Annotated in this window: 18 protein-coding genes and 1 pseudogene; 14 read left to right on the plus strand and 5 right to left on the minus strand. The window is 72.2% G+C overall.

Annotated features, from left to right (window positions below):
- Positions 1–208: 208 nt before the first annotated feature.
- From ACZ53N_RS25725 to rox, 12 genes are all read left to right on the plus strand, one after another.
- Complete coding sequence (locus tag ACZ53N_RS25725; protein WP_469143158.1) at positions 209–1,204, plus strand: hypothetical protein; 996 nt, start codon at positions 209–211, stop codon at positions 1,202–1,204.
- A 72-nt stretch (positions 1,205–1,276) separates the two neighbouring features.
- Positions 1,277–2,047, plus strand: a complete 771-nt coding sequence (locus ACZ53N_RS25730; RefSeq protein WP_469143159.1) for a vWA domain-containing protein — start codon at positions 1,277–1,279, stop codon at positions 2,045–2,047.
- Entirely contained in the window at positions 2,035–2,988 is a 954-nt protein-coding gene (locus ACZ53N_RS25735) for a PP2C family serine/threonine-protein phosphatase (protein ID WP_469143160.1), read from the plus strand. The genes ACZ53N_RS25730 and ACZ53N_RS25735 overlap by 13 nt, the downstream gene beginning before the upstream one ends.
- 11 nt (positions 2,989–2,999) lie before the next feature.
- Complete coding sequence (locus ACZ53N_RS25740) at positions 3,000–4,142, plus strand: hypothetical protein (RefSeq protein ID WP_469143161.1); 1,143 nt, start codon at positions 3,000–3,002, stop codon at positions 4,140–4,142.
- 4 nt (positions 4,143–4,146) lie between these two features.
- A complete protein-coding gene (locus ACZ53N_RS25745; protein WP_469143162.1) occupies positions 4,147–5,877 on the plus strand; it encodes a dynamin family protein in 1,731 nt (576 codons plus the stop codon).
- On the plus strand, positions 5,874–7,283 hold the full coding sequence (locus ACZ53N_RS25750; protein ID WP_469143163.1) for a C39 family peptidase: 1,410 nt from the start codon (positions 5,874–5,876) through the stop codon (positions 7,281–7,283). The genes ACZ53N_RS25745 and ACZ53N_RS25750 overlap by 4 nt, the downstream gene beginning before the upstream one ends.
- Positions 7,280–7,843 (plus strand): hypothetical protein, encoded by a 564-nt coding sequence (locus ACZ53N_RS25755; RefSeq protein ID WP_469143164.1) that lies wholly within the window; start codon positions 7,280–7,282, stop codon positions 7,841–7,843. Before ACZ53N_RS25750 ends, ACZ53N_RS25755 begins: the two co-directional genes overlap by 4 nt.
- Before the next feature lie 8 nt (positions 7,844–7,851).
- Positions 7,852–9,903 (plus strand): dynamin family protein, encoded by a 2,052-nt coding sequence (locus ACZ53N_RS25760; protein WP_469143165.1) that lies wholly within the window; start codon positions 7,852–7,854, stop codon positions 9,901–9,903.
- Positions 9,900–11,156, plus strand: coding sequence for an Hsp70 family protein (locus tag ACZ53N_RS25765; RefSeq protein ID WP_469143166.1), 1,257 nt, complete (start codon positions 9,900–9,902; stop codon positions 11,154–11,156). The genes ACZ53N_RS25760 and ACZ53N_RS25765 overlap by 4 nt, the downstream gene beginning before the upstream one ends.
- On the plus strand, positions 11,143–11,601 hold the full coding sequence (locus ACZ53N_RS25770) for a hypothetical protein (protein ID WP_469143167.1): 459 nt from the start codon (positions 11,143–11,145) through the stop codon (positions 11,599–11,601). The genes ACZ53N_RS25765 and ACZ53N_RS25770 overlap by 14 nt, the downstream gene beginning before the upstream one ends.
- Positions 11,602–11,810: 209 nt before the next feature.
- Positions 11,811–12,419, plus strand: a complete 609-nt coding sequence (locus tag ACZ53N_RS25775) for a hypothetical protein (protein ID WP_469143168.1) — start codon at positions 11,811–11,813, stop codon at positions 12,417–12,419.
- 287 nt (positions 12,420–12,706) lie between these two features.
- Positions 12,707–14,188, plus strand: a complete 1,482-nt coding sequence (rox, locus tag ACZ53N_RS25780) for a rifampin monooxygenase (RefSeq protein WP_469143169.1) — start codon at positions 12,707–12,709, stop codon at positions 14,186–14,188.
- Here rox and ACZ53N_RS25785 read toward each other — a convergent pair.
- Together ACZ53N_RS25785 and ACZ53N_RS25790 are read right to left on the minus strand one after the other, a co-directional pair.
- Positions 14,168–14,839, minus strand: a complete 672-nt coding sequence (locus ACZ53N_RS25785; protein ID WP_469143170.1) for a PhzF family phenazine biosynthesis protein — start codon at positions 14,837–14,839, stop codon at positions 14,168–14,170. The two genes, rox and ACZ53N_RS25785, sit on opposite strands and share 21 nt — an antisense overlap.
- A gap of 14 nt (positions 14,840–14,853) precedes the next feature.
- Positions 14,854–15,027 carry a hypothetical protein gene (locus tag ACZ53N_RS25790; RefSeq protein ID WP_469143171.1) on the minus strand — a complete coding sequence of 58 codons (174 nt, stop codon included), beginning with the start codon at positions 15,025–15,027 and terminating at the stop codon, positions 14,854–14,856.
- 510 nt (positions 15,028–15,537) lie between these two features.
- On the opposite strand from ACZ53N_RS25790, the pseudogene ACZ53N_RS25795 reads away from it, so the two are divergent.
- Positions 15,538–16,101 (plus strand): annotated as a pseudogene (locus ACZ53N_RS25795) (DNA-binding protein NsdB); the annotation flags it as partial.
- A 176-nt stretch (positions 16,102–16,277) separates the two neighbouring features.
- The gene (locus ACZ53N_RS25800; RefSeq protein ID WP_469143172.1) at positions 16,278–17,252 is read left to right on the plus strand and encodes an alpha/beta hydrolase; all 975 of its coding nucleotides are present in this window, start codon (positions 16,278–16,280) and stop codon (positions 17,250–17,252) included.
- Between the two features lie 121 nt (positions 17,253–17,373).
- On the opposite strand, the gene ACZ53N_RS25805 is transcribed toward ACZ53N_RS25800, so the two are convergent.
- From ACZ53N_RS25805 to ACZ53N_RS25815, 3 genes are all read right to left on the minus strand, one after another.
- On the minus strand, positions 17,374–17,853 hold the full coding sequence (locus ACZ53N_RS25805) for a DUF2637 domain-containing protein (RefSeq protein WP_469143173.1): 480 nt from the start codon (positions 17,851–17,853) through the stop codon (positions 17,374–17,376).
- Positions 17,854–18,144: 291 nt separating this feature from the next.
- Positions 18,145–18,393 (minus strand): hypothetical protein, encoded by a 249-nt coding sequence (locus ACZ53N_RS25810; protein WP_469143174.1) that lies wholly within the window; start codon positions 18,391–18,393, stop codon positions 18,145–18,147.
- Between the two features lie 517 nt (positions 18,394–18,910).
- On the minus strand, positions 18,911–19,939 hold the full coding sequence (locus ACZ53N_RS25815; protein WP_469143175.1) for an aminoglycoside phosphotransferase family protein: 1,029 nt from the start codon (positions 19,937–19,939) through the stop codon (positions 18,911–18,913).
- Between the last annotated feature and the right edge of the window lie 33 nt (positions 19,940–19,972).

The following is a 19,972-nucleotide window of genomic DNA, read 5'->3' on the forward strand; positions in this document are numbered from 1 at the left end:
CCCACCGTGCCGTTTGCATCGGCAGGACGAAAAAAGTCATTCCATACCACCGCCCGGTTGCTCTTCTGCTGCCAATCTGCAACCTGGACACGCCGAAACATGGGGCGGATCTTCCGTCTCCGGCAGGCCATCGGGGGATCACATGGCACGGGCGGACAGCTGCGTTCGGCCTGCCGCGCGAGCGGTTCGGCATCGGCTCCACGGAACGGTGGTACGGGTACTCCTCGCGCTGGGCGCGGTAGTGGTGTTGAGCGCGCCTTCGCCGTCACCGGACGATGGTGTCCCGGAGGAGTTGGGCCGGACGGCCCAGGAGCTGCGTGAGGCCAAAGGCGGACAGGCCCTCCGGGTAATGGTGAAAGGGCAGCTCGACCTCAGCCGGGGAAACGTCGGGGAGGGTGTGCGGCAGATCGTCGGCGCGCAGAAAGACCGCCCCTTGGTCGTCGACCTGAGCGCAACTCGCAAGAGTGGGCAAGTCGGAGCCCTGCTCGCTCTGCTGGCGAAGGAGCGGGTGTTCCCGCGCGATGCGGTACTCAGCTCGCTGCGAGGGCAGGACGAGGCATTGACGGAAGTGCCACTGTGCGGCGATGCGAAGTACAAGGCGCTGTGTCAGGCGCTGCTGAAGGGGGACGTGAAGCTGGAACCGGGTAAGGGCAAACCGCTTGTCTTGCCCATCCGCGACCCGGCGTTCGCGCCCGGAAAGGGACCCGACGGGACGCGGTCGCTGGTTCTGGGAGAGGGCCGGCGCCCTACAGGCGGTGGACGCCCCGACGCGGCCGACGTCCTGCTCATCGCCCTCATGGCCCTCCTCGGACTCGTCGCCCTGGCCGTGTTCAAGACCAGGCGCCCCGTCACCACGGTCACCACCGGCCGTCCGCTGCCGCCCGGCTTTCTCCTCTCGGGGGCGACGGCGTCCGAGGGCCGGTCGTCTCCGGCGCCCACGGGGCGGCCTCGCCTGGCCGTCGTGCGGCGGCCCCTGGACGGCCCGGTGCGGACCGCGGTCGTGCGGACGTGCTTGCGGCCTCAGGGGTATGTCGAGTTCGACGGCTGGCTGCACCGGGCGACGTGGGCCGAACCCTCGCTCACCCCGCCGGGGCCCGGAGCGAGAGTCGACGTCGTGGGCCCGGAGTCCGGGCGGCTGGAGGCCTTCGTACCCGGCGGCCCCGGGCACGCCGACAGCCACGCGCGCGGCAGCACGCCACCCTGACGTCCGTACCGGAACATCAACGCACACACATCGGGGGACAACGTGATATCCGGAATACCGAAGCGGCCACCCGTGCCACCGCAGGACCTGCCCACGCAGGACATGCCCGCGTCCTTCAACGACATCGAGATCGAGAACAACAACGCCCAGCGGCTACCGCTGCTGCTCCTCCTCGACACCTCCAGCTCCATGGCCGGTGAGCCCATCCGGCTGCTCAACGAGGCGTTGGCCACCTGGGGGGACGAGATCAGGGACGATCCGGCGCTGAGCAACAGTGTCGAGATCGCCCTGGTGACCTTCGGCGGCGCGGGTGTCGGCGTCTGGCAGGGGCCGCACGAGCTGGCCCCGGGAGCGCAGGTCAGCCCGTTCGTACCCGCGCAGCTGTTCCAGCCGCCGCGGCTCGCCGCCTGTGGGGTCACCCTGCTGACCGAGGCGGTGGAGGCGGCGATACCCCTGGTGGCGAACCGCAAGACGGAACTGAGGCGCAAGGGCCTGCAGTACTACCGCCCGCAGGTCTGTCTGGTGACGGACGGCCTGCCGACCGACACGGCGGGCCGGGTCACCTCCGCGTGGCGGCGGCTGATCCCGGTCCTCGCCGCGGAACAGCAGGCGAAGAGGTTCCGTTTCTACGCCTTCGGTATCGGCGGCATCAGCGAGTACGGGCAGCAGGTGCTGCGCGAGCTGGCCCCGACGTACCACGCCACGCTACGGGGATTCCCGTTCAAGGACCTGCTCCAGACCATGTCGGCCAGCGCCGGCGCGGAGCAGAGGGGCGCGGAGGAGAAGACGTTCGAGCAGCTCTTCGCCCGCTTCAAGACACAGCGTTCCGCGTGGGACGCCTGAGCGACGAAGGCGGGGACGAGGTGTCGGGGGTGGTGGGAAAGGGGCATTCCGGAGCAGCGACATGGCGGGTGCACGGCCTGAGCGTGCGCGGGTACCGGCATGTGCAGCAGGGGTTGCCCTGTCAGGACGCCTGGGGGCAGGCGTGCGCGGGCCCTACCGGTGCCCGGATCACCGTGCTGGCCGTGGCCGACGGGGCCGGCAGCAGGCCCCGGTCCGAAGAGGGCGCACACCTCGCGATCCGGCTCGCCACCTCGGTGTTCGGGCGACATCTCGCCTCCTTCGCGACGGCGCCGGACGAGCCGGGCGGGCTCGGCGAGCGGGGAGAACCAGGCGGACCGGGCGAAGCGGACACCCTCGCCCGGCTCCAACGGGACGCCTTCCGGGAGGTGGTGGACACCTTCCTCGAGGACACCCGGGAGCTGGCCGGGGACAGGGGCGGACCGGCGGACTTCGCCACCACTCTCACCGTGCTGGCGCTCGGCCCCGGCTGGGTGGGGCACACCTCCCTGGGCGACGGATTCGCGGTGCTGCGCGCCGGTGAGACGGACGGCGCACCGCAGTTCCACCTTCTGCCGCAGCCGGAGCCACCGGGGGAGTACGGCAACGAGACGACGTTCCTCAGCTCGCCGGACGCCGCGTCGCGGGTGCGGATCGACTGCGTCCGTGACGACGGGGTGGACGGTGTGCTGTTGTCGACCGACGGTCTGGCGCAGGCGGCCCTGTCCACCGCGGACGGCCCGGGAGGGCCGGTGCCCAACCGGTCGTTCGTCGCTTCCGTGCTGCGTGCGCTGGACCGGCCGGGGCCGGATCCGCAGGCCGACGCCGACGACCTGGGGGCGCTGCTGCGTTCGCACCGGCTCACCGCGCTCAACGCCGATGACAAGACGCTCGTCCGGGCCGTGCGTGGAGCCCGGCGGGAGCGGGGGAGGGGCCTGTTGTGACGGGCCGGAAAGTGCGGTTGAACGGTTGGCCGGTCGTCCTGCTCGATCAGCCGCTGGGCTCGGGCCTGGAGGCGGCGGTCCACGGTGTGGAGGGCGCGGATGATCTGGTGGTCAAAGTCTACCACGAACCCGACGCGGCCCGGGAACACCGGCTGAGGCGGATGCTGTCCCTGAGCCCGCTGGCCGGCCGCCCGGTGGGCCCTGGCCAGCCGCCCGAGCTGGCCTGGCCGGTGGGTCTCGCGTACACGACGGACGGTGTGTTCCTCGGCTACGGCATGGGCCGCTACGCCGGCCCCGAGCACGTGCAGCTCACCGGGTTGTTCAGCCGCGACCAGCGGCTGCGCCGGTTTCCCGAGCAGACCGACTGGCGGTTCCTGCTCGGCGTCTGCTGGAACCTGGCCTTCATGACGGCCCGGCTGCACCACGAGGGGCTGGTCATCGGTGACTTCTCCGCCAAGAACGTGGTCGTCGACCAGCGGGGCTTCGCGACGTTCCTCGACTGTGACTCGATCGGCTTCACCGACCCCGTGACGCGCGAGGTGTTCCCGGCCTTCCTGCACACCCCCGACTACGCGTCCCCGGAACGGCTGGCCGGTGCCCCCGGCAGCGCGCACAGCGACGACTTCGCCTTGGCGGTGCTGGTCTACCAGTTGCTCAGTGCCGGATACCACCCCTTCGGCGGGGTGCCCCGCGACAGCGAGGACGACGTACAGATCTCGGACAACATCACCGCCAGCCGCAGCTTCGTCGTACGGCCGGAGTCGGTGTACCTGCCGCGTGGTGTGATCGACCCGACGGTCCTGCCCCCCGCGGTACTGGAGCTGTCCCGGCAGGCGTTCGGGCCGGGATTGCGGGAGGTGGCGTCACGCCCCTCGGCCCGGCATTGGCTGGAGGCCCTGGAGCAGGCGAGGGCCGAGGGCGCGGTGACGACGTGCCCCACTCGCCCGCGTCACACGCACAGCACGCACCTGGCCCGCTGCCCGTGGTGCGACCGGGCCCGGCTGACCGGCCACGATGCCTTCAACCCTCCGACGGCCCCGCCCGCCCCCGACCCCCAGCCCGACGACCCCGTGTTCCCGCCGGAGTGGCTCAAGTTCGCGGCAGTGGCGTCAGCCATCCTCCTCGTCATCATGCTGCTCGCCTCGGTGAGGTGAGGCGATGCGGCCGTTCCCCGATCCCACGGGCGCGCACGACCATGTCTTCGACCGGATCGCCCGGGCCGTCGATCCCACCGACCCGGCGTCCGCCGATCTGCTGGCCCTCGTCGGCTCCGCGCGGGCCCGGATGACCACACCGATGCGGGTGGCCGTGGCCGGACAGATCAAACGCGGGAAGACCACACTGGTCAATGCGCTGCTCGGCGAGGAGATCGCCGACACCGGACGACTCGAACTGACCTTCAACGTATGCGAGTTCCATCACGCCGAGCGCCCGCGGCTGCTCGTCCACTTCAAGGACGGCAGGCCCGCCAGGGAGTTGCCGCCCGGCGCGCTGTCACGGCTGACCGCGCGCGACCCCGCCGGGACGCGGCTGCTGAGCGCCGTACGCAAGGTGGAGGTGGGCCGCCCCAGCCCGTTGTTGCGCCGCTTCCGGCTGGTGGACACGCCGGGACTGGGCAGCGTGCACGGCACCGACGCCGAGAACACCCTGGCCTTCCTGGGCATCGACGACCCCGAGCAGCGGGAGGACGCCGCCGGAGCGCTGCGGCGGCTGGGGCGTGACGTCCGGTCGGTGCACGCCGAGAGCGCCGCCGAGATGGACCGTGCCGACGCCGTCGTCTTCGCCTTCAGCCGGGGCCTCGGTCGAGCCGACCAACAGGCCGTCGACTCCTTCGCCGGGGCGTACGGCACGCTGGTGAGCCCGCTGAAGGCCTTCGGTGTGCTCACCCGCGCCGACCAGTACTGGCCGCCCGCCGGTGAGACGGGCCCGGACGGACTGCCGGTGGACCCCATGGCCCACGACCCCATGGCGACGGCCCGGCGCATCGCCGACTCCTGTTGTGAACGGCCCGCCGTGCGCCGCGTGTTCCACACCGTCCTGCCCGTCTCGGGGCTGCTGGGAGTGGCGGCCCAGTGCATGCCGTCCGCCGCGTTCGAGCCGCTCGCGGACCTGGCGAGGACTCCACCGCAGCGGCTCGCGGAGCTGATGGAGGACGTCAACCTCTTCTGCGTCCGCGACTACGCGCAGCTGCCCGTACCCGCCGGGACCCGGGGCGCCCTGGTGGACCGGATGGGGGCCTGGGGTGCCTTCCTCGCGTGCGGCGCCCTGCGCGAGGGTCTGGACGAGGGCGCCACCCGCCGGTTGCTGCTGGAACGCAGCGGCGTCGTCGCGCTGCGGGAACAGATCCTGCGGCACTTCGGCAACCGCGCCGCACTGATCAAGCTCGAGCACGGCCAGCGGGAGATCGCCGAGGAGGTGACCCGGCTGCGCACGGCGGCGCAGCTTGCCGACCGGCCGCCGCCGGCCGTGGCGGGACGGGTGGCCGGACTGCTGGAGGACATGAGAGTCACCGACGCCGGCCCCTCCGAACTGGCCGCCCTGGCCGCCTACTACCGGGGCGGGCTGGACCTGACGGCGGCGGAGGAGTCCCAGCTGTTGGCGGTGACCGGCGAGTCGGGTCCGAGCTGCGCCGCCCGACTGGGCCTTCCGGCGGGCACCCCGGTGGCCACTCTGCTGCGGACGGCCCGCCGCCACGCCGCCCACTGGGCCGCGCGCTGCTGCGACCCGCTGCTCGACCGGCCCGCGCTCGCCGTCGCCCGCGTGGTGCTGCGGTCGTACGAGCGGGTCGCGGACCTGGTCGGCCGGGCGGAGGAGCTGCTGTACGGGGACGGCCATGAAGGGCCGGGCGGGTCCGCCGAGGACGAAACGGACGGAGGGAGCGGGCGGTGAGCTGGAACGCGTACGACGGGGGTGCGAGCGCGTACGACTGGGGCGTGAGCGCGTACGACGGGGAGGGTTTCGAGCCACCGCTGGACCCCGCGTCCGGCGGGGAGCTCTTCGACCCGACGGACCTCGCGGACACCCCGGACCCCATGGAGTGGACGGATTTCCTGGATCCGCACGACGGCGCGGAGATCGACCACGGTGCTGCCCCGGCCCTCGCGGGCGTCGCCGACCTGCCGAACTACGCCCCTGCCCACAGCGACCCCCATGCCGTCGTCGGCGACCCGGACGGCGCCATGGGCGTCTGGCATCAGCACACCGGCGAGGGCGGCTGCGCGATCGGCGCCCAGGGCATGGTCCTCGAATACCTCACGGGGGAGCGGGTCAGCGAGGAGCAACTGACGGCGGAGGCCACGGCCAGAGGGTGGTTCGACGGCGCGGGCACCTCGCCGGACGCGGTGGGAAACCTGCTGGAGCTGCACGGCGTCCGGGTGGACCACATCGAGGGCGCGTCCCTGGCCCAGCTCCAGGAGGTACTGAGCCGGGGCGACGCCGCCATCGTCGGCCTCGACGCGGACGAGATCTGGGCACCGGGCCACGACCTGGCCGACGACACCCTGGGCGACCTGCCGGGCATCCCCGGTCAGGACGCCCACCACGCGGTCTGGGTCACCGGGTTCGACCACAGCGACCCCGCACATCCGATGGTGGTGCTCAACGACTCCGGGCACCCCGACGGCCAGGGCCTGAGGTTCCGCTGGACGAGTTCGTGGATGCCTGGCAGGACTCCGGCAATCTCCTGGTCACCGCCGAACGCCCGGAGGCGTGAAATGACACACGAGCAGAGGACCGGGCCCGTGCGACCGCCGACACCTCTCCTTCCCCACCGGCCGCCGACCGTGGCCCACGAATCCCTGGCGGGGCTCTCCGCCAGGTGCGCCGCGTGGCTCGGCGCGGAACGGGACCGGATCGAGGGCGAACTGCGCGCCGCGTACGGGAAGCCGCCGGGAGCGGCGGTCACCGAGCCGCGCCCGGTCCCGGATGCCGTGCCCCCCGCGGCGGCGCCGCTCATCGAGCTGCTGGACCGCTTGGCCGGACTGGCCGGCGACCCGCCGCCCGCCGACGAGCCGGTGCTGGACCGGGTGCGCCGGGGTGTCGTGGCCGCGCTGACCGCCTCCGGTGTCACCCCCGTCGAGGACACCGGCCCCGTGGACCCCGCCCGCCACCATGTGGTGGCCACCCGCGACGACCCCTCCGGCCTGCTGAGCGACCGCATCGCCGAAACGGTCCGCCCCGGCTACCTCTGGCGAGAGGTGCTGCTGCGGCCCCAGGAAGTCGTCTCCTACGTGCCGTACGTGGGCCCCCGGACCCCGCAACCCGAAGCCGAGCGTGGAAGGGAGGAAGCGCGATGACCGCCACCGACGGCGACCGCCCGAGGTCCGAGGCCCTGTGGGGGGCCCTGCGCCGCTCCCGGACGTTCCGCGAACTCGCCCCGATGGAAGCGGGCATCGGCTGGCCGCTGCCCGTGCCGGTCCTCCAGGACGGTGTGCCGCGCGTCTACCTCCGGATGCCGTTGTTCGTCATGCGCCCCGACCCGGCCGGGGGCGCCGACCTCTTCCCGCCGTTCGCCACGGCGACGCTCGACTGGTCCACCGGGCGCCTGGTCGAGTACACCGACCTGCGTTTCAAGGAGCCGGGCCGATCGCGGCGGGAGTGGATACGGCCCGTGGGGCGCTTTCCGCACCCGGCCGTCCAAGGGCTGTCGACCGCCGCGTACCTGGCGGAGCGCGCCCGGCTGTTCGGCCTGTACGACGAGCTCTTCGACGGTCTCGCGCACGGAAGGCCGCCCGCGGGCACATGGGCGAGGCCGTTCGGCGAGCTGCTGGGACGGCTGCTCGAACCCTCCCTGGCCCCCTACTACCGGCGACTGGCCCCCAGGTTCCTCGGTCGGCACCTGCCCGAGGAAAGGTGAACCACAGCGTGCGCGACAACGCCTTCGGCCGGCTGCGCGCCGACGTACTGGCCGCCTTCCCCCGGCTCACCGAGGAACTCTCCGGCGAACTGGGCCCCCGCCGACGGGAGCGGCTGGAGCAGTCCCGGGCCCGCCTGGAGCGGGGCACCTGCCACGTGGTCGTCGGCGGCGAGTTCAAACACGGGAAGTCCACCCTGCTGAACGCCCTCGTGGAGCGGCCCGGGCTGTTCCCCGTCGACGTCGACGTGGCCACGAACGTGGTCTCCACCCTCGCCTGGGGACCCCGGGAGCGAGCCCGGGTCCACCTCGGCGACCCGGCCTCCGCCGACGGCACCGGGCGGCACACGGAGATCGCCCTCGCGGACCTGGGCGCGTACGTCACCGAGCAGGGCAACCCCCGCAACCACAAACGCGTACGGCTGGTCGAGGTCCGGGCTCCGGTCCCGCGGCTGGAGTCCGGGCTCGTGCTCGTCGACACCCCCGGCGTCGGCAGCGTCAACCCCGAACACACCGCGGCCACCCGCTCCTTCCTGGACCGGGCCGACGGCCTGGTCTTCGCCTGTGACGCCCTCGACCCGCTCACCACCTACGAACTCGACTTCCTCGACGAAGCGCTCAAGGCCTGCGACGTGGTGATCGTCGCCGTCACCAAGACCGACAAGGTCCGTGACGCCGCCCCGCTGGTCGCCGACGCCCGCGAGAAGATCGCCGCGCGGACCGGCCGCCCGGTCGGCAGCCTGGTGGTGGTCCCCGTCTCCGCCTTCCGTAAGCTCACCTGGCTGCGGCACAGGGAACGGGCAGCGGACCGGGAAGGTGACCGCACCGACGACCGGCTGCTCGCCGACTCCGGCTTCCCCGAGCTGGACCAGGCCCTGTGGGACGGGCTGGCCACCACCGCCGGAGCCGTGCAACTGCGCCGGGCCCTGGACGGACTCGGCGACGCGCTCGCCACGGCAGGCTCCCCGACAGCCAACGAACTCGCCGCCCTTGAGTCGGACGAGTCCCTGCGGCGCCTCCGGCACGACATCGCGGGCACCACCGCGCGGATCGAGCGGCTGACCGCGGGCGGCGCCGAATGGCGCACCGAGCTGCGCCAGCGCTTCGAACTCGACAACCGCCGTACGCGCACCGGCCTTCAGGAGGCCTTCGACGCGGTGTCGCGCCGCTATCAGGAGGCGGTCGCCGGCGGCTGCGACCCCGGATCGGAGGAACGGGTCGGCGAGGTGGCCGCGGGCATGCTCCACGCGCTGACCGAGGCCCACGAGCGGCTGGCCACGGTGGCCGTGACGCTGATGCGCGAGTTCACCGAGCGCACCAGCCTGCGCCTCACCCCGCCCGAAGTGCCCCCGCCGCCCTTCACACCCGCCGTGGCCATACCCACCGTACCGCTCGACGTCCGTCCCGCCCGCGCCTTCGACCTGCTGCGCAGCGGCTGGTCGACCGGCATGGCGGGGCTCGGCGCCGGGGGCTTGCTGGGGTTCGTCGAACCGGTCACCGGCTTCACGGTGGCCGCGTGCCTGGGCGTCACCGGAGTCGTCCAGGGCATCCGAAACCACCGGGAGGACCTGCGCGAGCGCGCCGAACGGGAGCGGGCCGCCCGTCTGTTCCAGTTGGTCAACCAGGAGATCACCGCGAACCGGCGGCATGCCACGGAGGCGTTCCACCAGGCGTACGGGGACACCGCCCAGACGCTCACGCAGGAGCTGGGCGCGCAGCTCGCGGCTCAGCGGGAGTCGCTCGCCGAGTCCGGCCGCAGGCTCCAGGAAGCGACCTCGCGGACCGAGGAACAGCTGGCCGGGCGGCGCGGCGAGCTGCTCGCCCGGCAACAGCGCCATCGCCTCCTGCAAGGCGAACTCGACCGGCTGCGCTCCCGGATCGAGCGGTCGGCCGCACCACCGCCCCGACCTCCTGCCCGGCAGCCGACGGGCCCTGCGGACCGACGCCGTGCCCCCGCCGACTCCCAGGGCTCCGCCCCGGACTCCTCGGACTCCTCTCCGGAGTCCCCGGATTCCCCGGTTCCGCTCGGTCTCTTCGACCCCGGCCAGTTCGACGCGCCATGACCACCGATGCCGACCGGCCCGGACCGGTCTACGGAATCGACTTCGGCACCTGGTCCTCGGCACTGGTCGTGCTGCGCCGGGGCCACCCGCCGCTGCCGGTGCGCGACCCCGTGAGCCCGTACGGCACGACATCCGTGCGCACCGCCGTCTGTCTGCTGCCCGACCGGTCCATGGTGGTCGGGCAGGCAGCGCAGAACTCAAGGCTGCGGCACCCGGAACGCTTCCGGTCGGGATTCAAGCAGGAGTTCGGCCAGCCGTCCCCGCACCTGCTCGGCGACCGACGCTTCAGCACCGCACAGCTGACGACGGAGGTCCTCGGCTTCCTCGTCCGGCAGGCCCGGCGTGCCGTCACCCCCGCCCCCGCCCGCGTGGTGATCACCGTGCCCGCCACCTGGGAGAACGGCCGGCGCGAGCTGATGAAGACAGCGGCCCGGGCCGCGGGCCTCGCCCCGGAGACCATCGAGGTGTACAGCGAGCCCGTGGCCGCGGCCGTGTACGCCCTGCACGACCACGACCCGGGCAGGGAACGCACCCTCCTCGTCTACGACCTCGGCGGCGGCACCTTCGACCTGGCCATCGCGCGGGGGACCACGGAGGGTCTCACCGTCCTCGGCTCGCCCGGTGGCCTGCCCGACTCCGGCGGCATCGCCATCGACCAGGCCGTGCTCGCCCTGGTCCGCGAGCGCTGCCCGCAGGCCGTGGACGACCTGCGACGGGCGGCCACCGGCACGGACGATGCCGCGGTGCTGCGCCGCGCGACCCTGCTCCACGAGGCGTGCACCGCTTTCAAGCACCAACTGTCGGTCTCCTCCGAGCACTCCGACCTGCTGACCATGCTGGACCCGCCCGTCGAGATCACCCTCACCCAGGCCGACCTGCGGGACGCCATCCGCCCGCTGCTGTCGGACACCGTCGCCGAGTGCGAGCGGGTACTCGCCGCCCACGGCCTCGACTGGGGCGACCTCGACCTGATCGTCCCCGTGGGCGGGAGCTCCCGCCTGCCCATGGTCGGCGACCACCTCGTGCGGCACGCGCGACGACCGGTGCTCGATGTCTCCGAGCCGGAACTCGCGGTGGCCACCGGCGCCGCGTGGCTGGCCCGCGGGACCGCCCCCGTACGCGTGACGAACTCGACGGCACTCCCGTCGCCCGCGCCCCGTTCCCGTCCGCTGCCGCCCCGGATCGCGGCCCTGCTTGACGCCGGACTGACCGACCGCATGGTGATCGAGGCGGTGCGCCGTGCCCGCACCTGACACCACGCCGGAAGCGCCGATGCCGCTGGCCGCCCACTGGCGACAGTTGGTCTGCTCCTGGGCATCAGGCCACCGGTGGCCGTACGAGGCCGACGCCTCCTACGTGACCATCGAGCGCGACGCCCCCGAAGCGGAGTGGACGATCCGTCTGACGGTGACCACGACGGGAAACGGCCTGCTGATCGTCCTGATGACCGACGACCGCTTCCTGAAGGGGGATCAGCTCGCCCTGGCGGCGGCCGCCGCCAACGCCTGGAACACCGACAGGCTGGTCCCCATGCTGACCGTCTTCAACCTGACCACTGCCCACCCCTACCTGGCCGGGATCCGCACCCTGCCCCTGACCTGCGCGATCCCACGGGCCGACTTCCATACAGCCGCAGATCGGTGGGTCACCGAGGCCCGCGAACTCTTCGCCTGGTGCCGCGAGGAATGCCGTCTGTGACACCTCCCCCCCGGGATTCCCCCTTCCATCCCCTCCGTTCCTCCATCCCCTCCATACGACTGAACCGCCGTCGACCGGAGCCGTCCGTGCGCGGACGCCCGCCTGGGCCGGTGTTACTTATAGGACGGGTGCGAACGTGCGAGGCCCGTCCGCCGGCCGGGCACGGCCATCGTGACGATCCCGGGCTCGGCCCGGTGGGAGGTTCTGCAATGAGACGTGCGCTGGCGTGGACTCCCGTCGCCCTCGTGGTGGCGGTACTGGGTACCTCGGTGGCGGTCGCCGCCGTCGGCCCCACGGTGCCCGTGCGCGGCTCGGCCGGACTGTGCCTGACCGGCCCCGCCGCGGCGGCCCTGGAAGACGCGGACATCACCATGACCGCGACGGCCCCGGCATCCATCGACCCCGCGGTACCCACCTGCGTACGCTTCCCGATCACCCACGGCAGGGTCTCGCTCCCCCTGGAGGACGGCGGGGCGATGCTCGACGGCGGCATGGCCTTCGTACGCGACGACAAGAAAGTCGAACTCGGCGCACTCTTCGGACACTTGGGAAACCCGCGCACCACGGCGAAGGCATCGGTCAACGGCACGGAGAAGAAACAGATCACCTTCCTGCGGTACGCGGTGGACCTGGAACACTTCTCGGTCGGCGCCCGGAGGGTGGCCGCCAGGGATGTCCGGACCGTACTGGCCGAGGACGGTTACGCCGCCTTCGACAAGGCCTTCGACGGCTCCCCGCTGCGCGCCGGTGAGGACATGTTCACGGTCGGGGCGACCACCGTCTTCGTGCTGCCCGAACCTCATGAGGTGACGTGGTGACGGCGGATGCGTCAGGTGGCCCGGTGGCATGTCGGGCAGGAGGTTTTCCATCCACGGCAGACAACAAAAGGCAAGGAGAATATTCGCTCCTTGCCACTCTCAATGTATAGCGCACCAGGGGGCTTGCGGCAAGGCCCGGGGCGTGCCGCAGAATAGTTGATCAAGGCCGGGGACCTGCGGAAACGGCAGACACGCGAGGTGTGTGCCGCTGTCGACGCAGGGGTGCGCGCGCCGCGGGACTACGCGGAGCGACCGGCCGAAACTCAACCTTGTCACCTGGGGGCTTTGTGATTGACGTGATCGTGGTCGGCAGCGGACCGACCGGCCTGATGCTGGCCGGCGAGCTGCGACTGGCGGGGGTGCGGACGGTCGTGCTCGAGAAGCTGGCCGAGCCGACCGCGGAGTCCCGCGGGCGCGGTCTGCACGTACGCAGCGTCGAGGTGATGGACCAGCGTGGTCTGTTGGAGCGGTTCCGCGAGGTCAGCGAGCCGTTCTCGGTCGGCGGCCCCTTCGCCGCCTTCCCCACACCGTGGCCGGAGCAGATGGACACCGCCCACCCGTACGGCCTCGCCATGCCGCAGCCGGTCACCGAGCGGGTGCTGGCCGAGCGTGCCGTCGAGCTCGGTGCCGAGATACGGCGCGGCTGCGAGGTGGTCGGGCTGAGCCAGGACGAGGACGGGGTGACCGTCGAGCTGGCGAGCGGGGGCGGCGCCCCCGCCCATGAGGGCGTAGCCGGTGGGGGAGGTACGCGCCTGCGCTCGCGCTACGTCGTCGGCTGCGACGGCGGCCGCAGCGCGGTGCGCAAGCTGCTCGGCGTCGGTTTCCCCGGTGAGCCTCCCACGGTCGAGACGCTGCTGGGCGACCTGGAGGTGACCGAGGATCCGGCGACGGTGGCCGCCGTGACAGCCGAGATCGGTAAGACCTACGCACGGTTCGGCGTCATCCCCAACCCGGACGGGACGACGTACCGCGTCATCGTGCCCGCCGACGGAGTGGCCGAGGAGCGTGCCGCGCCGACCCTCGAGGAGTTCAAGCAGCGGCTGCGGGAGGTCGCGGGCACCGACTTCGGCGTGCACTCGCCGCGCTGGCTGTCCCGGTTCGGCGACGCCACCCGGCAGGCCGAGCGCTACCGTGTCGGCCGGGTGCTGCTGGCCGGTGACGCGGCGCACATCCACCCGCCGGTCGGTGGGCAGGGGCTCAACACCGGCGTGCAGGACGCGTTCAACCTGGGCTGGAAGCTGGGCGCTGCGGTCAACGGTTGGGCGCCGGAGGGCCTGTTGGACAGTTACCACACCGAACGGCACCCGGTGGGCGCCCGCGTGGTGAGCAACACCCGTGCCCAGAGCGTGCTGTTGGGGACCGACGCGGGTGCGGTCGCGTTGAAGGAGATGTTCTCGGAGCTGTTGGAATTCGAGGTCGTGAACCGGTACGTGACCGAGATGATCACCGCGGTCGGGGTCCGTTACGACTTCGGCGAGGGCCACGAACTGCTCGGCCGGCGCATGCGGGATCTGAAGACGGAGCAGGGGCGCCTCTACGAGCTGATGCGCGGCGGCCGTGGTCTGCTGCTCGACCGGACGGGCCGGCTCTCCGTGGAGGGCTGGGCGGACCGGGTCGACCACGTCGTCGACGCCGGCGCGGAACTGGATGTGCCCGCGGTGCTGCTGCGGCCGGACGGCCACGTGGCCTGGGTCGGTGAGGACCAGCAGGAGCTGCTCAGCCGACTGCCGCAGTGGTTCGGTGCTCCGTCAGTCGAGCGCGCCGCCTGACCGGGAAACCACCTGTCCGGCCCGGCCCCCGACCTCGATGGTGCCATCGGGGTGGGGGAGGGTCAGGATCTGTGAGCCGCTGCCCTGACGGATGTCCAGGGCGCGGCCCTGCTCGTGGGTGAGCACGATCGCCGCCGCGCCCGTAGCCTCGTCCTCGACGACACCGTCATCGCGCCGGGGGAACGCGCGGGCGCGCACCCGCCCCGCGCCCTCGTCCTGCCACGCCCACGCGTACAGCCACCCCTCACCCTCGGGCGGGGCGGGCAGCGCCTCGACCTCGGCCGGCGAGGCGAAGCGTTCGGTGCGCCGGCCCGACGCCCACTCGGCACGCCCGCGCACCCAGGTGAGGTCGCCGTCCCGGCGGACGGGGACCTCACCGGCGGGCGGGCGGAGCACGTCGGCGCCCAGCAGCCACGCGACGCCGACGAGTGGATGCCCGGCGAACGCGAGCCGGGCGGACGGCGTCCAGATGTCGACCAGCCCGCGCTCGACATCGTCGATGAACACGGTCTCGCTGTAACCGAGTTCGGCCGCGAGCTCCTGTCGGCTCCCGTCGCCGCGTACGGCGGCGCCGTCGCGTACGACGCCGAGCGTGTTGCCGCCCCGGCCGTCGGGGCCGCCGAAGACACTGAGCACCTGGATGTCGGTCATCCCGGCATTCAACATCACCGATCACCTCCGTGCCCGTGTCCGCCCTCTTCGCCTTCGGCGCGGTCCTCGCCGATGCCCCGTCGCCACGAGCGGATGCGGCGCAGCCCCCAGACGGTCAGAGCGCCGAGCAGCGCCGCGAGGTAATCGCCGAGGACATCGTGCAGGAGGAAGTCGGGCAGTCGATGCATACGGCTCAGGCTCCGGGCCCTCCCCGGGCCGGCGGTCGGCTGCGATCGGTTGTGAACATCTCCGGCGCGGCGGCGGCCGGACTGGGATGATCCGGGACAGCCACGAATGGTTGCGAACGGCTGCGAACGGTTGCGAACGGGTCGATGGGAGAGCGAGTCGTGGGACGAGCGGGCCACTTAACGATGCCGGAACTGCCGTCCGGCGCGCGCCGTCGGCTCAAGCGCAAGCTGCACGAGCTGCATCTGAAGGCGGGAGCGCCGTCGATCGCGACGATTCGCCGGGAAATGCCCGAGCGGTATTCCCGGTCCGTCGTACACGGTGTGCTCGCGAGCCCGGTGATCCAGCAGCGGGATCAAGTCGTCGCGGTGGCCGAGGTGTTGGTGCGACGGGTCCGTGGAGTCGATGCGGAAAGGTTGCTCGACGAGGTGTACCGGCAGTGGGAGGAGGCCTGGACCGAGGAGGTCCAGCCGGCCGCGGCCTCGGCGACCCCGGTCTGGACCGTGTCGTACCTGGACGAGGCTCCGCGCCCGCAGTCCCGGGAGGCCAACACCCGCCTGGCGGATCTGTTCGGTCTGAGCGGCTGGTCCAAGGGCGAGCTGGCGAGACTCGTGAACCGGCAGGCGGCTGTCATGGGACATCCGCAGCCGGCGGTGGACACCTCGCGGGTTCGGCGCTGGATCGACATGGGGGAGTCCCCGCGTGATCCGGTGCCCAAGGTGCTGGCCGCCCTGTTCACCGAGCGTCTCGGTCGTGTCGTGACCATTGAGGATCTCGGGTTCGGCCGGCGTGGGCGCGCGACCAAGGGGCAGTCCGCCGACGGGCTGCCCTGGGCGCCCGAGCGGACGGCCGCGGTCCTCACCGAATTCACGGGAATGGACCTCATGCTCAACCGACGCGGTCTGGTGGGCGCGGGCGCGACGCTCGCCGCGGGTTCCGCTCTGAGCGTCACCGCGTTTTCTGCGGGCGGCGGCGCCGCCGAAGCCGCCCATGGCCATGAGCGGCAACACGCGTGCGTGGTGTGCGGAAGTCCGGCCGCGGAAGGGCTGTTGCACACCCCGGCGTCCCGGGGCGGCGTCTGTCACCCCTGCGCCCGGCGACTCGGCCACATGGCGGGCCCGGCCATGTGAGAGGTGCCGGGGACGTGCGACGATTCACTCTCCAAGGCCCCCTGACGTCCCGTCGCGAGGAGCCCGTGCGACGATCTCGGCAGTAACTCACATGATTTCAGGACCATGAGAGGGAACGTGGCATGACGGACCACACACGCCGCACCGTCCTACGAACAGCTGCCGCGACCGGCGCCCTGGCGGCGGGAACGCTCTCCGCCGCACCCGGCGCGAACGCGGCGCCCCACGGCGGCGGACACGGTGGGCATCGGCTGCCGACCTACGTATTCGTCCACGGTGCGAACAGCTCGGCCGGTGGTTGGGCGCCCTACCTGCGGGAGCTCACGCTGCTGGGCCATCGCGCCCTCGCGGTCGACCTGCCCGGCCACGGCCCGGACGCCTACTTCCCGGTCGCCTACCAGGCGCCGCAGGACCTCGAAGCGCTCAAGACGGAGCCGTCCCCGCTCGGCAAGGTGACCCTCGACGACTACACCGACCATGTGGTGGAGGTCGTCCGGCGGGTGCGGAGAAACGGCCCCGTGATCCTGGTCGGGCAGAGTCAGGGCGGACTCACCGTCAACCGGGTGGGCAACGCCGTTCCCGAACTGCTCGACCGCATCGCCTATGTCGCGGCCTTCTGCCCGGTGAAGCTGGCGACTCTGCTGGACTACCTCAAGGCACCGGAAGCCAAGGACAGCCTGGCGTTCACGATCCCCGGCGTCGCGGCGGCGCCCGAACTCGGCATCACCCGGGCCAACTGGCGTTCGGGCGACCCGAACTTCCTGGCCAAGCTCAAGGCGGCGACGGCCGCCGATTACCCGGACGCGGTGTTCCGGGCGCTGATCAATACCCTCGAACCGGACGAGACGGCGAGCATCGCCGTGACGGACGCCCGCGTCGACGCCGCGACCTGGGGTCGGATCCCCCGGACGTACATCCGCTTCAGCGAGGACCGGATGATCCCCCCGGCACTCCAGGACCGGATGATCGCCGAGGCGGACGCCCTGACCCCGCGCAACCGCTTCACGGTACGCACCGTGAAGGCCCCGCACATGGGTCCCTACCGGCGCGCCCCGCTGGTCTCGGCACTGGCGGAGCTCGCCCACGGTGTCGCCTGAGCCCGGCCCGGGGTTCCTGGCTGCCGGTCCGTCCGGCCTCGCGACGGAACCGGCCCCCCTGGGGCCTCGGTCGTTCTGCCGCAACGCCACGTCACCCGGGCGGTGACTGCTCCGAAAATACTCAGTGGTTGCGGGTGTGTGCGGGGCGGGCCCGGCGAGGCGGCCGGGTAAGGGTGATCTGACGGGTCACCTGGTGGAAGCAGGTGAGCGCGGTGACCGGTGGCAGGGCGGCGACGCCCAGGGACGGCAGTGACATGGGGGCGTGGCTGACGCACAGGGCTACCGCGAGGCCGGAGAAGAGCAGGAGCACGCCCCAGGAGTGTGCGGCGCGGCGCTGGTGTACGGCGGCACGCAGGATGGACAAGGCGGCTGCCAGCCAGGGGCCGTAGACCAGGGGCGGCCACCAGGGGCACAGACCGCGCGGCACGTACGGGGCAGCCAGGTTCTCCAGGAGCGGATAGGAGATCACTCCGCCGAGCATGCTGGCCGCCGCCACGATCAGTGCGGTCAGCGCGGCCAGGGTGGAACTGAGCAGCCGTGTCCACTGCAACGTCCCGGGCTGCCAGCCGCGGCGTCGGCGATGCCGGGGATGGCTGTGCACACCCCCGGCCCGTGGTGTGGCAGCCGTGCGCCCGGCCTGACGAGGCGCCTGGCCTGGTTCTGTTCCGTGCCATACATGGGGGTAATCGGGTGCGGGGGCGAAGGAGCAGGCCTCTGTTCCCACGGAGGCATGGAGTGGTTCCCCCAGGAGGGATCCGGCGGTTCGCACGGGCTGCTCGTTTGCCGCTCTCGGTTGGGGAACGTGCGGCTTGTGGTCATGCATGGCAGGGCGGCCCGCACCGTCGGGAGTGCTCGTCGGTGCTGTGCGCACCATGTGCCGACTCTTCCGCTGTCACCGCAGCGCCTCCCAGGACTTGTGGAAATCGGCCTGGAGGCGGGCGAGCGTGGCCAGATACCCCTCCAGCAAATCCGAGTCTGCCGGCCCGTCCGGCCGTTGCATCCCGGCGTTCACCGTGCGGTGACCGGACCGGACGGACAAGGCTGCCGCCCACCGGGCGGGAAAAGAAGAGGCCCGTAGGACCCTGGTGGCGCCGGGACGGTCGTGGCCGTCGGGTACGGGCTGCTGCGGTTCGGATGACATCACGCTGCCCCAACGAACGAGAGGCCGACGCAGTTGACCGACATTTGGGTGAATACCACCCAACTCCACAATTTTTGAGCACACCTTGCATTGGCCGGTCATAACATCGCATACTGGTGTAATGGGGGAGACGGTGCGGGCTCGTGCCTGCACGCCTGCCGCTGCCTGCCCCGTCCGCGCTTGTCCATGATCGGCCTCGCCGAGAAATTGTCTTTCGGGGCGGAAGGGACATCCTTCCGTCGCGGGCACTCGTCCCCACCGCCGACGGCCCGTCGCAGTCCCCCATCGGTGCTGCCGCGTCCCACGCCCTGATGCGGAATCGACCGAAGTTGGATTGGCTTCGACCGGCACGAGGACATCGACCGGCCGCCCGGGGTGGACGAGTACGTGGTCAAGCCGAAGCTCGGCGCGGACTCCATAGGCCTGGAGATCGTCCCCCAAGACCGGCGCTGGACACCCTGGAATACGGCGGTGTGCTCGTCCAGCCCCGCATCCGCTTCCGCCCGGCCAGTCCCCGCTACGGGCGGTGTGTCGGCAAGGGCGTGAGCTTCGGCCAGCGGGCGAGGACGCGTCGGCGCATGTCCGCGCAGAGTCGGCTCAGACAGCTCAGATCGGCCCGGTCGGCGGTCATCCGGCCGACGACACCGAGCCGGTGGGCCAGGCGTTGCCGGGCGGTCGCGGTGCCCCATGCCCAGTCCTGGCCGGTGACACGTGCCAACTGGTCGGTGGTCCCGCGCTCGGCCCGCGGGACGAGCGCGTCGCCGCGGAGCAGCCAGCCGGCGCACGCGTCGGTGAGATCACCGCGCGGTTCGGTGCCGGTCGCGGTGCGCCACGCCGAGCGGTAGGCGGCTTCGGCGCGGCCGAGGAGCGGTTCGGGGGCGGAGGTGGCGCACCAGCACGTCGGGAAGCCGATGCGCAGGTAGGCGAGTTCCATCAGGCCGTTGCCGAGAGAGGCCTGTTCGAAGTCGATGAACCGGATCCCGTCGGCGGTGTGCAGATCGTTGCCCGGACACGGGTCACCGTGCAGCAACGCGTACCCCGGCGCCTCGCCGAGGCGGTGCACGAGGTCGTCGAGCTGGCCGGGCGCGGGGGCCGGCACGGGGACCCCGAGGGTCTCGGCCAGCCTGAGGAAGGCGGCCGCGTCGTGGTGTCCCGGGCCCGACCACGCGGGGAGCGCGCCGACGTCGCCCGGTCCGGTCGTCGCGTGCAGCCGCGCCAGGGTCGCGGCGTAACCGATGATCCAGTCGCCGGGCGGGCGGTGGTGGTCCATGTGCTCCAGGACCAGGACGCGCTGCGGGGGATCGGTGCCGAGGAGCGCGGGCACCACGGGAGGGTCGGCGCGGGCGGCGAGCCGCAGCGCGGTCACTTCGCGGTCGTGGCGCTCCGCGGCGTCCGGGCCCGCCACGGCCTGTTTGACCACGGCCCGCGCCCCGCCCAGCTCGACGCGCCACACGTGTGAGCGTGGGCTGCTCTCCAGCAGGCGAGCCTGCCGGGGCCGGCCCAGCTCGTCCCGCAGCGCTTCGCCGAACGGCAGCCGTGGTGACATGAGTTCATCCTTCCGCGCCGGAGGCGGGCCTCC

Source organism: Streptomyces sp. NPDC033229 (assembly GCF_055576875.1).